The following is a 15,334-nucleotide window of genomic DNA, read 5'->3' on the forward strand; positions in this document are numbered from 1 at the left end:
TTATTCAAAAACGGATCAAAAAAAGAGCACCGAAGTGCTCTTTTTTATCATGCCAATAGTCATTAAACGCCAAACGCGGCTTTAATGATAAAGAAGAAAACAATCGACATGATAGCGCCGGCAGGCAGGGTCACTACCCACGACACCACGATATTACGGACAACACCTAAGTTAAGTGCCGCAATACCACGAGCCATACCAACACCTAATACCGCACCAACCAACGTTTGTGTGGTTGAAATTGGCAAACCTGTACCAGATGCAATAACAACGGTTGTTGCTGCTGCTAATTCAGCGGCGAAACCGCGGCTTGGCGTTAAGTGCGTGATGCCTTTACCAATGGTCGCAATAACGCGGCGACCAAGCATAGCTAAACCAAGCACAATACCAAAAGCACCAACCGGAAGTACCCACCAAGCAAGCTTCGCTTTCGAGGCAATTTCACCACCACTCTCAACAACGCTAACAACCGCAGCTAGTGGACCAATTGCGTTCGCTACGTCATTCGAGCCGTGCGCGAATGCCATGGCACAAGCAGTCACAATCATCAAAATTGCGAATACTTTCTCAACGTTGGTGTAATGCATGTTTTTGTCAGCGGCAGGGTCAAATTTCAAACGTGAAATGAGAATTTTACCCAAGATACCAACAACGATACCGATACCAATGGCGAGTGAATACCCTTCAACACTGGTTAATTCGATACCAACGTGCTTCAAGCCTTTTTTGATTGTCACCAACGAAATCATGAAGCCTGTCAGTGCCATGTAAAAAGGCACATAGCGCTTTGCCATGTTCAATGGATTTTCACTATCAAAAATAAGCTTTTGAGCACTTAAGAAGACGAAGTAGGCGATAATACCTGCAATCATCGGCGTAATAACCCAGCTACCGATAATTCCCAGTACTGAACCCCAGTTTACCGACTCAACACCAACACCAACGGCTGAGAAGCCGACAATGGCGCCAATAATTGAGTGAGTGGTTGATACTGGCCAGCCCGCCCACGATGCAATTAACAACCAAGTGCCAGCTGCAAGCAGTGAACCGATCATGCCAAATACCAGCAATTCTGGGGTATCGACAAAATAGGCTGACTCAATAATACCTTTGCGAATAGTTGAGGTTACTTCACCACCAGCCAAATAGGCGCCAGCAAATTCAAAAATCATCGCAACAATAATGGCTTGCTTAATGGTTAAGGCTTTCGAACCAACGGATGTTCCCATGGCATTGGCGACGTCATTTGCACCAATACCCCAAGCCATAAATAAACCAAATACCGCCGCTAGCACGATCAATGTCATGCTATATGTGCTTAAAATATCCATCTAAATTACCCCGACTTAGACTCGTGCAAGCATGAGCTCAAAACGTGCACCCACGCGCTCGGCTAGGTCGGCTAAATCACCAACCCAATCTAAAATTTGATACAAGAACATGGCATCAAGCGGGTTCATATCCTGCTCAAGCGCACGCAACTGACGACGCAGCTTTACTTGCAGCGCATCAGTATCTTGCTCAATTTCGTCCAGTTCAGAAATCATTTTATCGACGATAGTCCGCTCACGGCCTTTAAAACCAACCTCAAGCAGGTCATCAAATTCACCGATGGTTTCTTTCGCTTTATCCGTTGCATCTAAACAACGCGACAAATACGCATCAAAACCTTCAACCATCGAGGCAGGAATTTGCATTTCACGACCAGTCATCAAGCCTGAAATATCTTTCGCTTTATTCGCTATGCGGTCTTGTTGCGATACCAATTCTAATAAATCGGTACGTTCAACGGGCATAAATAAACCGCCAGGGAGGTTCAATCGAATTTCGCGTTTAAGATCGTCTGCTGCTTTTTCTTTTTTGACGATTTCTTTGCGGTGAATTTCAGCTTCTTCCCAGTTACCGTCATAGACAGCTTGGAAAAAAGGTTTTAAGGTCATTGCACAATCGTGCACTTGATCAATATGCTCGATCATTGGTTTGATCGGTGACTTGGCAAATACACCAAGAAACGAATTTGCAGACATAAAAGTTCGCCTTTGTTGCTGCGGATATATACGTAAGTTAAACCTGATTTCAGGTGCGCGAATACTAACGAAGATTAATTAGTCACGCAAAGAATAATTTAACCATTGTGCTCAAACAATAACCTATCTATTGTGAATAAGTCACATTTCTTCAAGGAGAGACACCGAACATGTTTGAATGGATCATGATGCCCGAAGCTTGGCTCGCTTTATTAACGCTGACATTGCTCGAAATAGTTCTTGGTATCGACAATATCATTTTTATTTCCATACTCGTTGGTAGATTACCCGAGGCCCAGCGTCAGAAAGCGCGCCAAGTTGGTTTAATGCTCGCGATGGGAATGCGAATTGCATTGCTGTTGGCGATAGTCTGGGTTATGGGGCTGACGAAGCCGTTGTTTTCAATTCTCGAATTCTCATTTTCTGGGCGCGATTTGATCTTACTTGGCGGGGGACTGTTTCTTCTTGCCAAAAGTACGTTGGAAATTCATCACTCGCTTGAGGGAAGCGAAGCCGAAAAGTCAGCTGGGAAAGCTGCTACTTTTGGCGCAATTATCACGCAAATAGCGGTTATCGATATCGTGTTTTCGCTCGATTCAGTTATTACGGCCGTTGGATTAGTTGAGCATGTGAGTGTCATGATTATCGCCGTGGTTGTTGCGGTACTAGTCATGTTATTAGCAGCAAAATCAATTGGTGATTTTGTCGATGCCCACCCGACCATTAAAATGCTCGCGTTGAGTTTCTTAATTCTTATTGGCTTTACGTTGGTTGGCGAAGGTTTAGGATTCCACGTTCCAAAAGGCTACGTGTATTTTGCGATGGCGTTTAGCTTGGGCGTAGAACTACTGAATTTGCGAGTGCGAAAGCGTCGCGAGCCTGTTCACTTGAAGAAACGTATTGGCGACGGACATTAGTCCGTCGCTTTATCCGTCACAACACAACAAGCTTAGAAAGAGTAAACGAGGGTTACCGCTGTTTCGGTATCCAGCTTTTCTTTCGTTACATCTTCAAGATAGGAGTTGTGAGAGCCTGCTACTGAGAATTTCAACGCAAGCGAACTATTCACGTTCGCGGAAACAGAAATTTCTGCACGTGTCTTGGTGTTTTCTTCACCAACCTCAGTTGAGGCTAATGCATTGAACTTCGAGTTCTTCGAGATATCCCAAACAAGGTTACCCGCAAAACGCAAAATTGCACTGCTTTCTTGTTCTTGTGGAATTCCGCCAACAATTGGTTTATTGACCGAGTAACCAGGACCCACTTCATAGTCCGCATACAATGCTTCGCTATAGCGGTAGCGTGCACCATAACCCACAGCGAAAGTGCCTTGATACTCGTAACCACTGAATTTATCTTCTTCATATGAGCCAAAAACAAACACAGAAGAGCGACTTTCTGGCGCAAATTTGTAGTTACTTTGTGCTGACAGGAATGTCTTATCGCCGGTTAGAATCGTATCACCTGTCGCTTGATCTTGTTGTTCCGAGCGATAGTAATCAATGACCCCTTTGTGGCGCCAATTCTCAACATCGCGAGCAAGATTCAGCTTGGCCTTGAAGGTTTCAGTTTCGGTATTTCCTGAGGTGAACAGCAAGCCCAATTCTGCACTCGCGTCCCATTCCGTTTTTGTTTCAGTATCTAAATCACTGACATCGTCATACATAAAAATACTTGCCGACGCAGCTGAGCTAGCGAACCCAAAAGCCGTAGCTAGAGTTAATGATAATAATGTTAAGCGCACATGGACCCCCATCCGTTTTTCTTTGATTCGTCATTCCTAAGAAGCCTTAATTATTATACAGATTAAGGCTTCGCTTGCTAAGGGAGATTTAGTTCACTTTAGCGTCTAATTCGCCCCGTTCGTAGCGCTTAAACATGTCTTCAAGCGATATTACTTTAATTTTGCTGGCTTGACCTGCACAGCCAAACGCCTCGTAACGCGCCTTACAAATTTCGTACATAGCGTCAGTTGAAGCCTTCAAGTACTTACGCGGATCAAAGTTGCTGGTATTTTGTGCCAAGTGGCGACGAATCGCACCGGTTGAGGCCAAACGTAAATCGGTATCGATATTCACTTTACGTACACCGTGTTTGATGCCTTCAGCAATTTGCTCTACTGGTACACCGTAGGTTTCTGGAATTTCACCGCCAAACTCGTTGATTACCTTTAACCACTCTTGCGGTACTGATGATGAACCGTGCATGACCAAGTGCGTATTTGGAATGCGCTTATGGATTTCTTTGATGCGATCAATCGCCAAAATATCACCAGTTGGTGGACGCGAGAACTTATACGCACCATGCGAGGTTCCGCAAGCAATCGCCAACGCATCAACATTCGTTGCACGAACAAACTGTGCTGCTTCTTCTGGGTCGGTTAACAATTGGTCATGCGTTAATTTACCTTCTGCACCAACACCGTCTTCTTCGCCAGCTTCACCTGTTTCAAGCGAGCCTAAAACACCTAATTCGCCTTCAACCGAAACACCACAAGCGTGCGCCATGGCGACAGCTTCTTGGGTGACTTTCACGTTGTAGTCGTAGTCTGCTGGTGTTTTTCCATCTTCTTTCAACGAACCGTCCATCATCACTGAGCTGAAGCCAAGCTGAATTGAACGCTGACAAATAGCTGGCGAGGTGCCGTGATCTTGGTGCATAACCACTGGAATATGTGGCCACTCTTCAATTGCTGCCAAAATGAGGTGACGCAAAAATGGGGCTCCCGCATAGCTACGTGCGCCAGCTGAAGCTTGCACGATTACCGGGCTGTCGGTTGCATCTGCAGCTTCCATAATGGCGCGCATTTGCTCGAGGTTGTTCACGTTAAATGCAGGTACGCCGTAATTGTTTTCAGCTGCATGATCAAGCAACTGACGTAGTGAAATCAATGCCATGTAATGTTCTCCTAATTTCCTATTGGGTTTGGCGTATTAGCCGTTCAACGCGCGTTCTTCCAGAATCGCGACAGCAGGTAATTTTTTACCTTCTAAAAACTCTAAAAAGGCACCGCCACCGGTTGAGATGTAGCTGATTTTATCAGCGATGCCGTACTTATCAATTGCTGCAAGTGTATCGCCACCACCAGCAATCGAAAACGCTGGGCTGTTGGCAATAGCGTGAGCGAGAGCTTTGGTGCCTTCACCGAATTGATCGAATTCAAATACTCCAACAGGACCATTCCACACAATCGTACCGGCTTGTTCAAGAATCTTTGCAAAAGCGGATGCAGTATCTGGACCAATATCAAATACCATGTCATCGGCGGCAATACTGTCGACAGATTTAGTTTCTGCATTAGCTTCAGCGCTAAACTCTTTACCAGTAACCACGTCGCTTGGGAGTGGGATATCTCCACCCTTTGCTTGCGCCGCGGCGACAAGACGCTTGGCTTCATCAATTAAGTCTTCTTCGTACAATGACTTACCAACGTTATGGCCGGCGGCAGCAATAAACGTATTGGCTATACCGCCACCAACAATCAATTGATCCACAACGTTAGATAATGATTCCAGAACCGTGAGTTTAGTTGAAACTTTCGAACCACCCACAATGGCTACCAGCGGACGAGCTGGGTTCGCAAGCGCTTTACCAAGTGCATCCAGTTCTGCAGCCAATAACGGGCCGGCACACGCAACATCCGCGAATTTCGCAACGCCATGCGTTGAGGCCTGCGCACGGTGAGCAGTACCAAATGCATCCATCACGAACACATCACACAGAGCTGCTAGCTTTTGTGCCAAGACATCATCGTTTTTCTTTTCACCTTTATTGAAGCGAATGTTTTCAAACACCACCACTTCGTTGCTATTGACTTCGATACCATCAAGATAATCTTTCGCAAGGCGAACCGGCACGTCTAATGCGTCGTTTAAGTAGTCAACGACAGGTTGCATAGAGAACTCAGCGTCGTACACACCTTCTTCTGGGCGACCTAAATGTGACATCACCATCACTTTTGCGCCGGCATCAAGTGCTGCTTGGATAGTCGGCATTGCTGCACGTAAACGTGCATCAGAGGCGACCTTGCCATCCTTAATCGGTACGTTTAAATCTTCGCGAATAAGAACTCGCAATCCTTCAAGATCCAAATCCGCCATGGTAATTACAGCTGACATATCTTTGCCTCGTCTAATAATTTCAATTCAGTAACTAATTCCTAGCAAGCATTACTTGCGCGGTATCTAACATGCGGTTTGCAAATCCCCACTCGTTATCGCACCAACACAATACTTTAATGAGTCGCTTATCAGCGACGCGTGTTTGGGTGCCATCGACAATGCTCGAACGCGGGTCATGGTTAAAATCAATCGATACCAATGGCTCTTCCACGAAACCTAATATACTTGCCATCGGGCCGCGTGCTGCGTCAGATAGCACTTCATTGACATGTGTCACGGTTACCGATGTATTGACCGTTACGCTCAAATCCATGGCTGTAACATTGGTTGTGGGCACGCGCACTTGGATTGCTTCAAAACGCCCCGCAAACTTCGGCAAAATTCGTTCAATACCGCGCGCGAGTCGCGTATCGACCGGAATAATCGAACGCCCAGCAGCGCGCGCTAACCGCGGGTCAGTATGATAGGCATCGATGACTTGTTGATCATGCATTGCTGCATGAATCGTAGTGATAGCGCCACTGTCGATACCAAACGCATCATCGAGCACCTTAATAACTGGCACAATACAGTTCGTGGTACAAGAGCCATTTGATACCCATTTATGCTGGGCTTCAATGGCATCTGAGTTCACGCCGTAAATTGCGGTAAAATCTAAATCTGCACTACCCGGCTGCGAAAAGAGCACCTTTGGAACGCCGGCTTTTTCATAGGCAGCGCCATGCTCAGGGTCACCATGAACACCAGTACAATCTAAAACCAAGTCGAGTCCTAAATCACGCCAATTCAAATTTTGAATTTCGCTTTCTGCTGACACGACAATGCGATCACCGCCAACCTCAAGATGATGTTCATCACGCACAGCAACTGGGCTTTGAAAACGACCATGACTGGTATCGTATTTTAATAAGTGTGCCATCGCCTCAACCGGTGCCAGCTCATTAATCGCAACAACTTCCATATGGTTGCGATAACCACGCTCGTACAAAGAGCGCAGCACACTGCGCCCAATACGTCCAAATCCATTGATACCAATACGAGCTGGTTTTACACCCATGCGCTTAATAGTTCCTTCGCTGCCGCAACAACGTTCTCAGTTGTGAAACCAAAATGCTTGAACAAGTCGCCGGCTGGTGCTGATTCGCCAAAGCTTGTCATACCGATAATACGACCATTCAAGCCGACATATTTGTACCAGTAATCGGCAATACCCGCTTCAACCGCTATCCGCTTCACAACAGAACTTGGTAACACTTGTTCACGATAGTTAGCATCTTGCTGCTCAAACACATCCGTTGCCGGCATTGAAACAACACGTACCTGATGCCCTGATGCTTGCAACGTTTTCGCTGCGCTTACGGCGAGTGCAACTTCAGAACCTGTGGCAATCAGAATCAACTCAGGCGTGTGTTCACAATCAAATAAAACATAACCGCCACGCTCGATATTGTTAAGCTGGTCTTTATCACGCTGCTGTTGAGCCAAATTCTGACGGCTGAAAATCAACGACGTCGGCCCATTCTTGCGCATTAATGCGTACTTCCAAGCAACTGCTGACTCAACTTGGTCACATGGGCGCCACGTGCTCATGTTTGGTGTCATACGTAAGCTTGCAATTTGCTCCACCGGTTGATGGGTTGGCCCGTCTTCACCAAGACCTATTGAATCGTGGGTATACACGAAAATACTTTGTTGTTTCATCAGTGCGGCCATGCGGACAGCGTTGCGCGCATATTCCATGAACATCAAAAAGGTTGCGCCATATGGCGTAAAACCGCCATGCAGTGCGATACCGTTCATAATCGCCGACATTCCAAATTCACGCACGCCATAGAACACGTAATTACCGCTAGCGTCGTCTTTGCTAATACCTTTTGAGCCGTTCCATAAGGTTAAGTTTGAGCCAGCTAAGTCAGCAGAACCACCAAGCAGCTCAGGCAATAGTGGACCATAGGTATTCAATGCATTCTGTGATGCTTTACGGCTCGCAATATCCGCTGGTTCGGCTTGCAATTTCGCAATATAAGCATCGGCTTGTGCAACAAAATCACTTGGTAGATCACCTACTAAGCGACGTTTTAATTCAGCCGCTAACTCAGGATATTCACTTGCATAGGCGTTAAAGCGTTGTTGCCATTCAGCTTCTGCTGAAGCGCCCGCCTCTTTCGCTGACCATGCTTCGTAAACATCTGCCGGAATTTCAAATAGCCCGTGTTGCCAGCCTAATTGTTTACGCGCTGCCGCAATTTCATCCGCACCCAATGGCGCGCCATGACAGCTTTCTGTGCCTTGCTTGTTCGGCGCACCAAAGCCAATAATAGTTTTACAGATAATCAGCGTTGGCTTGCTGGTTTCGGCACGAGCGGCTTCAACGGCGGCTTTCACTGCCGAGGCGTCATGCCCATCAACATCAGCAATGACATGCCAGTTATAAGCTTCAAAGCGTTTCACCGTATCATCGGTAAACCAACCTTCAACCTCACCGTCAATTGAAATGCCGTTATCGTCATAAAATGCGATTAATTTTCCAAGGCCTAACGTTCCAGCTAGCGAACATGCTTCATGAGAAATACCTTCCATCAAGCAGCCGTCGCCAAGAAACGTATAGGTGTAGTGATCAATGACGTCGTGACCTGGACGATTAAATTGTGCCGCTAAGGTTTTTTCGGCAAGCGCCATACCAACCGCGTTAGTCACACCTTGTCCGAGTGGGCCCGTTGTGGTTTCAATACCTGGCGCATAACCATACTCAGGGTGACCTGGTGTTTTTGAGTGCAATTGACGGAAATTTTTTAATTCATCAAGACTAAGTTCATAGCCCGTGAGGTGTAAAAGTGAATAAATTAACATCGAGCCGTGACCATTTGATAAAACAAACCGGTCACGGTCGGCCCAATTCGGGTTGGCAGGGTTATGTTTTAAGAAGTCACGCCACAGCACTTCGGCGATATCCGCCATGCCCATAGGCGCGCCCGGATGCCCAGAATTCGCTTGCTGCACGGCATCCATGCTTAACGCACGAATAGCATTGGCTAGGTATTTTCGCTCAGTTACTGCTGTTGTCATAACAAACCCCGAATTTTAGCGTAAGGAAAAATGCACAAATGGTGCGCGTATTCTCCACAATTCGGGGCTTTGACGCAAATTAGATATCAGCTCGGAGCGCTTCAACCTTATCCGTTTTTTCCCACGGGAACTCATCACGACCGAAGTGGCCATAAGCCGCGGTTGGCTGATAAATTGGGCGTTCGAGGTCGAGCATTTGAATTAAACCGTATGGGCGCAGGTCAAAATGCTTACGTACTAAAGCAATCAATTTTTCTTCGCTGTGCGCACTGGTTCCGAACGTTTCAATGCTAATTGAGGTCGGCTCTGCAACACCAATGGCATACGATACTTGAATTTCAAGGCGTTCAGCTAAACCTGCTGCGACTAAATTTTTCGCCACATAACGTGCAGCATAAGCGGCACTGCGATCCACTTTTGACGGATCTTTACCAGAGAATGCACCACCACCATGACGTGCCATACCACCGTACGTATCAACGATAATTTTACGACCGGTTAAACCACAATCGCCCATTGGCCCGCCGATGACAAACTTGCCAGTTGGGTTGATAAAGATACGCTCTTGGCTTTTCGGGAACCACTCTTCAGGTAATACTGGTTTGATAATCGTTTCAATCACCGCTTCGCGGAGATCCTTTTGGCTGATATCTTGATGATGTTGCGTAGATAACACGACCGCATCGATTCCCACCGGACGGCCATCTTCATAAATAAAGGTTAACTGAGATTTCGCATCAGGGCGCAACCACGGCAATGTCCCATTTTTGCGAACTTCTGCTTGGCGCTGCACTAAACGATGTGCGTAAGTGATTGGTGCTGGCATCAGCACGTCTGTTTCATTCGAGGCATAGCCAAACATCAAACCTTGGTCGCCAGCACCTTGCTCTTCTAACGAGCCACGATCAACCCCTTGGTTAATATCTGGTGATTGCTTACCAATGGCATTGAGTACCGCACACGAGTCCGCATCAAAGCCCATGTCCGAGTGCACATAGCCAATGTCCCGAACCGTGTTACGCGTGATTTCTTCAATATCGACCCAAGCGTTGGTATTGATTTCACCACCAACAAGTACCATGCCAGTTTTCACATAGGTCTCACAGGCAACACGTGCGCGTGGGTCTTGGGTAAGTATCGCATCAAGTACCGCGTCAGAAATTTGGTCGGCAATTTTGTCTGGATGACCCTCTGATACTGATTCAGAAGTGAATAAATGCTGTGCCATGCTTTGCAATCTCTAATCAAAGTTGGGAAGAAAAAAGTGGGCGTAGTTTAACTGAACCACGCCCACTTTTCTACATTTAGACGTCTAAAAGTCTTTATTTCTGTTTTAACGTCGCCATATCAATAACAAAGCGATACTTCACGTCGCTTTTGAGCATGCGCTCATACGCTTCGTTAATGTCATCCATAGCAATCATTTCAATGTCTGAGGTGATGCCATGCTCCGCACAGAAATCCAGCATTTCTTGGGTTTCTGCAATACCACCAATTAACGAGCCAGCTAAGCTGCGACGTTTGGCGATTAAGTTATAAACTGCCGGTGACGGATGTGATTCTGCCGGAACACCCACCAATGTCATGGTGCCATTTAGACGCAATAACGTGAGGTAGGCATCCAGATCGTGTGGCGCTGCCACCGTGTTAAGAATGAAGTCTAGGCGATTACGCCACGCTTTCATTTGCTCTTCGTCTTTTGAAATCACCACATGATCTGCACCAAGACGTTTGGCATCATCAACTTTGCTTGGTGATGTGGTAAATAGCACTACTTCAGCTCCCATCGCCTTCGCTATTTTCACCGCCATATGGCCAAGCCCACCTAAGCCAACCACACCAACTTTATGGCCTTCACGCACACCCCAGTGACGTAATGGCGAATAAGTCGTGATACCAGCACAAAGTAGCGGCGCAACGCCAGCGAGATCAAGCTTGTCGGATACTTTTAAAACGAAATCTTCGTCAACGGTAATGCGATTCGAATAACCACCGAATGTCACACCACCCGAGTGTTTGTCTTCACCGTTATAGGTTCCAACAAAACCATTATCGCAATATTGCTCGTAGCCATCTTCACAGTTGGCACAAGTGCGGCATGAATCCACCATGCAACCCACACCAACGGTATCGCCAACTTGGTACTTTGTGACCTTACTGCCAACGCGCGTCACCTTGCCGACAATTTCATGGCCCGGCACACATGGAAACACTGTTCCACCCCACTCGTTACGAGCTTGGTGTAAATCAGAGTGACAAACGCCGCAGTAGGCTATCTCTATTTCAACATCGTTCGCGGTCGGGTCACGACGCTCGAACTCGAAATATTCAAGCGGCTTATCGGCTGCTTGGGCCGCAAATCCTAATGCTTTTGGCATGTTTACTCCTTAGTTTTCACCGTATAACAATGCTTCATTCACGGTTTGGGTTAATGGGTGATAGCCTGGTTTCGCTTGCTCATAGACTTCTCGCGCCCATTTTAAATTATCTGGTGTTTTCGCTAATTCACGGTAAAGCGGGCTCACCAATTTATTCCGTCCGATAGTTAGCAAGTAACTACGCAATCTCTCACGTGCTGGTTCATATTTTTTCACAATCGCGAGTTTTAACCAGGCGTGTGCAATTTCACTATTCTGGCTCTCAGTTAAGCTAAATTCGCGGTCGAGGCGCGCCATGTTGTTCGCTGAAATATCCAGTGGCAGGTTATTAATAAAGTGCAACCACTCATGGGTGGTCCACGCATCGGTTTGTAATTGACCACCTTTCAGCCAACGTTGCATCTGCTGCTCTACTTGAGCGAACGCATCGGAGTTCGGTTTAGGGGCGTCTTCTGGTAAACCTGGCTCATGCAACCACTCATTGATTTTACTCATGGCGACGGTGTTTGGTTTTTTATCGAGGAGTTCACGTTTTAAGTAAGTTTTAAATTGCTCGGTTGAAATACTCTGAAACGCAAAATCATCAAAGTACTGGCGCAAAAACTTATCGAACATCTCACGACCAAATTTTTGCTCGAGGTAAACCAAAAACAATTGGCCCTTCACATAAGGAACTTGCGAGAAAACGTCATCAGGGTGACGGGTACCTAAATCGATATTAAGAACAGTATCCTGCGGTCTTAGACGCTCTAAGTCGCCCAGCAAGTCTTGATACCCGAGCGCGAGTTCCATATTCGCGCGACGCTCACCAAACAAAGCTTCCATGATGCGGTTTTCAACGTAGCTGGTGAAGCCTTCGTTAATCCAAAGATCTCGCCAACTCGCATTGGTCACAAGATTACCGGACCAACTATGGGCTAGTTCATGTGCAATCAAATTCACTAAACTGCGATCGCCAGCCACAACCGTTGGGGTAATAAATGATAAGCGCGGATTCTCCATACCACCAAACGGAAAGCTCGGCGGCAGAATCAGTAAATCGTATCGATCCCAGCGATATGGCCCGTACATCGCTTCCGTTGTTTCAATCATTGCCGGAGTATCCGCAAACTCCCAAGCAGCATCATCTAAAATGTACTGTTCGGCGAATACTGCGACATTATCGCTTATTGATTTAATGGCTAAGTCACCGGCGGCAATCGCAATTAAGTACGGCGGAATTGGCTGAGGCATGGTGAATTCATAGGTACCAGGGCGCTCATCGCTCAAGCTGTTGTCAGCACTCATCACCGCCAACAGGTCTTTCGGTGTGGTAATGGTGGCGTTGTAGGTCAACCGCAACGCTGGGCTGTCTTGAATCGGAATCCAGCTACGTGAGTGTATCGGTTGTGACTGACTAAACATGAACGGGTGCTGTTTACCCGCCGTCTGCTCTGGTGTGAGCCATTGCAAGCCACTTGCGGTTGGTGCGGTTTGGTAATGAATACGTACTTTTTTAGCCACGCTACCAATATCAACAATGAGTTCGCGCCCAAGGCTTGGATGCACATCGCCTAACGTGAATTTCGTCGGTTGCCACTGATCATTAACAAGCAGTTCGGCACGCTCAATCGTTAAGTCACTAGTATCAAGATACAGTTGGGTAGTCTCGTCGTGACGCGCCAAGGTATAGGTTGCATGACCTTTCAATTTACGCGCTTCGAAATCAACGGTTAAATTGAGATCGAGGTGAGGTGTTGATACTTGGTTCAATCGTGCGTAACTGTGCACATCTTCAGCTTGTGCAGGGCTACCTACCAGCAAAGCTACAACAAAGCTCAACGACATTACGAATCGCGACAGATACATGTAATTCATCTCCTTGGTTATCACGCTTGAACCATGATCGGTTGGATGTTCAACAAAATCAAATTTTTTCAAGCTGTCAAACTTTCCGCTGAATGATAAGATGCAAACAACTTTGGATACACAGAAGGGTTTACCTTTCATGCGCATTCCACGCATTTACCAAGCCGCCTCGAGCCATTGGGCCATCGGCGAAACGATTGAGCTTGAAGCCGATGCAGCGAATCATGTTGGTCGCGTTCTACGCATGAACGCAGGACAGCAACTTGAACTTTTTAATGGTGACGGCAGTAATTATGCTGCGACAATTATTGAATCGTCAAAGCGCTCGGTTGTGGTGCAAATCGAAGATATGGAAGCCAATGCAACGGAATCAGCTGTGCACATTCATCTCGCCCAGGGTATTTCGCGAGGCGACCGCATGGATTTTGTGCTGCAAAAATCGGTGGAATTAGGCGTCGCTGAAATCACGCCGCTATTTACGGAACGCTGTGGGGTAAAGCTCAGCGGCGAGCGCTTGTTGAAAAAACAACAACAATGGCAAAAAATAGTAATCGCCGCGTGTGAACAAAGTGGCCGCAGCAAGGTTCCAACAGTACATACGCCAGTGTCATTCAACCAATGGTTGACGCAGTTGCCCGAAGGGCTTCGCTTAACACTTGACCCTTATGCTGAAAAGCCTCTGCGCGATCTCGCCGAACAACCGAAGAAGTTGACGCTTTTTATCGGCCCTGAGGGTGGTCTCACCGAGCAAGAAGTGACAAGCGCCAGTGAACATAGCTTTTTACCGGTTCGCCTTGGCCCTCGTATTCTGCGCACCGAAACGGCTGCACTAACGGCTTTAAGTATTATTCAATATCAATTTGGCGACCTCGCCTAACTGTTGGCTAGACGATTGATTAGCCTAATTAAGGAATTCTAATGAAACTTGCGATGATAATGGACCCGATTGAATCGGTTAAAACCTACAAAGACACAAGTTTTCGTTTGCTGCTTGAGGCTCAGGCACGTGACTACGAAATCTACTATCTCACCATGAATGATTTATCACTCATTGAAGGTGAACCAATGGGTAATGCTCGGTCTGTGCAAGTCGTTGATCAACCGACAGATTTTTTCACGCTGGGCGAACCGACGGAAATGAACTTAGGCAGCTTTGATGTCATTTTAATGCGCAAAGACCCTCCGTTTGATACCGAGTTCGTTTATGCGACGTACTTATTAGAACTCGCCGAGCGTCGCGGAGCATTGGTGGTGAACAAGCCGCAGAGTTTGCGCGACTGTAACGAAAAACTATTTACCGCGTGGTTCTCAGATCTCACGCCACCAACTATCGTCACCCGTCGCGCTGAGCAAATTCGTGCATTCCACGAGCAGCACCGTGACATTATCTTAAAACCATTAGACGGCATGGGTGGCGCTTCAATTTTCCGCGTTCGCGATGATGGCACCAATTTAGGTGTGATTATTGAAACGTTAACCCATCACGGTCAGCAGTTCGCGATGGTACAAAAATACCTGCCCGAAATTGCTGACGGTGATAAACGCATTTTAATCATCGATGGCGAGCCAATGCCGTATTCCCTCGCTCGCATTCCATCAGCGGGTGAAACGCGAGGTAATTTAGCTGCTGGTGGCAGCGGTCGCCCGCAACCACTGAGCGAATCAGACTGGGAGCTTGCGCGCCAAGTTGGGCCAGAATTAAAGCGCCGTGGTTTAACCATCGTCGGGTTAGATGTGATTGGCGATCGCGTGACAGAAATTAATGTCACCAGTCCTACTTGTATGCGTGAAATTGAAGCCGCATATGATATTAATATCGCAGCTAAAGTTTTTGAGGCCATTGAGCGCCAACTTGGCTTGTGTTGATTGTCGTAAACATCATGCTGTTGCGGAG

General features: G+C 46.9%; 13 protein-coding genes. 3 read left to right on the forward strand and 10 right to left on the reverse strand.

The window, feature by feature from the left end; genetic code table 11:
* Nucleotides 1-62 precede the first annotated feature (62 nt).
* Complete coding sequence (locus tag D3795_RS06550) at nt 63-1,331, reverse strand: inorganic phosphate transporter (RefSeq protein WP_156267243.1); 1,269 nt, start codon at nt 1,329-1,331, stop codon at nt 63-65.
* Between the two features lie 15 nt (nt 1,332-1,346).
* Nucleotides 1,347-2,027 carry a TIGR00153 family protein gene (locus tag D3795_RS06555; RefSeq protein WP_156267245.1) on the reverse strand — a complete coding sequence of 227 codons (681 nt, stop codon included), beginning with the start codon at nt 2,025-2,027 and terminating at the stop codon, nt 1,347-1,349.
* Between the two features lie 170 nt (nt 2,028-2,197).
* On the opposite strand from D3795_RS06555, the gene D3795_RS06560 reads away from it, so the two are divergent.
* Nucleotides 2,198-2,944 carry a TerC family protein gene (locus D3795_RS06560; protein ID WP_156267247.1) on the forward strand — a complete coding sequence of 249 codons (747 nt, stop codon included), beginning with the start codon at nt 2,198-2,200 and terminating at the stop codon, nt 2,942-2,944.
* Between the two features lie 32 nt (nt 2,945-2,976).
* Here the strand turns inward: D3795_RS06560 and D3795_RS06565 are convergent, their stop codons facing one another.
* The 8 genes from D3795_RS06565 to D3795_RS06600 all read right to left on the reverse strand — a co-directional run bounded on the left by D3795_RS06565 (nt 2,977) and on the right by D3795_RS06600 (nt 13,440).
* Nucleotides 2,977-3,771 carry a DUF481 domain-containing protein gene (locus D3795_RS06565; RefSeq protein ID WP_310942448.1) on the reverse strand — a complete coding sequence of 265 codons (795 nt, stop codon included), beginning with the start codon at nt 3,769-3,771 and terminating at the stop codon, nt 2,977-2,979.
* 88 nt (nt 3,772-3,859) lie between these two features.
* Nucleotides 3,860-4,924 (reverse strand): class II fructose-bisphosphate aldolase, encoded by a 1,065-nt coding sequence (fba, locus tag D3795_RS06570; protein ID WP_156267249.1) that lies wholly within the window; start codon nt 4,922-4,924, stop codon nt 3,860-3,862.
* Nucleotides 4,925-4,960: 36 nt separating this feature from the next.
* Nucleotides 4,961-6,145, reverse strand: coding sequence for a phosphoglycerate kinase (locus D3795_RS06575; protein WP_156267251.1), 1,185 nt, complete (start codon nt 6,143-6,145; stop codon nt 4,961-4,963).
* Nucleotides 6,146-6,179: 34 nt separating this feature from the next.
* Entirely contained in the window at nt 6,180-7,205 is a 1,026-nt protein-coding gene (gene epd / locus D3795_RS06580; RefSeq protein ID WP_156267253.1) for an erythrose-4-phosphate dehydrogenase, read from the reverse strand.
* Nucleotides 7,196-9,214, reverse strand: a complete 2,019-nt coding sequence (gene tkt / locus D3795_RS06585) for a transketolase (RefSeq protein WP_156267255.1) — start codon at nt 9,212-9,214, stop codon at nt 7,196-7,198. The genes epd and tkt overlap by 10 nt, the downstream gene beginning before the upstream one ends.
* Before the next feature lie 79 nt (nt 9,215-9,293).
* On the reverse strand, nt 9,294-10,442 hold the full coding sequence (metK, locus tag D3795_RS06590; protein ID WP_156267257.1) for a methionine adenosyltransferase: 1,149 nt from the start codon (nt 10,440-10,442) through the stop codon (nt 9,294-9,296).
* A 94-nt stretch (nt 10,443-10,536) separates the two neighbouring features.
* On the reverse strand, nt 10,537-11,592 hold the full coding sequence (locus tag D3795_RS06595; protein ID WP_156267259.1) for an NAD(P)-dependent alcohol dehydrogenase: 1,056 nt from the start codon (nt 11,590-11,592) through the stop codon (nt 10,537-10,539).
* A 9-nt stretch (nt 11,593-11,601) separates the two neighbouring features.
* On the reverse strand, nt 11,602-13,440 hold the full coding sequence (locus D3795_RS06600) for a M1 family metallopeptidase (protein WP_310942447.1): 1,839 nt from the start codon (nt 13,438-13,440) through the stop codon (nt 11,602-11,604).
* Between the two features lie 139 nt (nt 13,441-13,579).
* Between D3795_RS06600 and D3795_RS06605 the strand changes: the two genes are divergently transcribed.
* Together D3795_RS06605 and gshB are read left to right on the forward strand one after the other, a co-directional pair.
* Nucleotides 13,580-14,317: a 16S rRNA (uracil(1498)-N(3))-methyltransferase gene (locus D3795_RS06605; RefSeq protein WP_156267261.1), complete on the forward strand. Its 738-nt coding sequence runs from the start codon at nt 13,580-13,582 to the stop codon at nt 14,315-14,317.
* Between the two features lie 41 nt (nt 14,318-14,358).
* Nucleotides 14,359-15,306: a glutathione synthase gene (gene gshB / locus D3795_RS06610; protein WP_156267263.1), complete on the forward strand. Its 948-nt coding sequence runs from the start codon at nt 14,359-14,361 to the stop codon at nt 15,304-15,306.
* Nucleotides 15,307-15,334 lie beyond the last annotated feature (28 nt).

This window comes from Pseudidiomarina andamanensis (genome assembly GCF_009734345.1).
In the GTDB taxonomy this organism is placed as follows: domain Bacteria; phylum Pseudomonadota; class Gammaproteobacteria; order Enterobacterales; family Alteromonadaceae; genus Pseudidiomarina; species Pseudidiomarina andamanensis.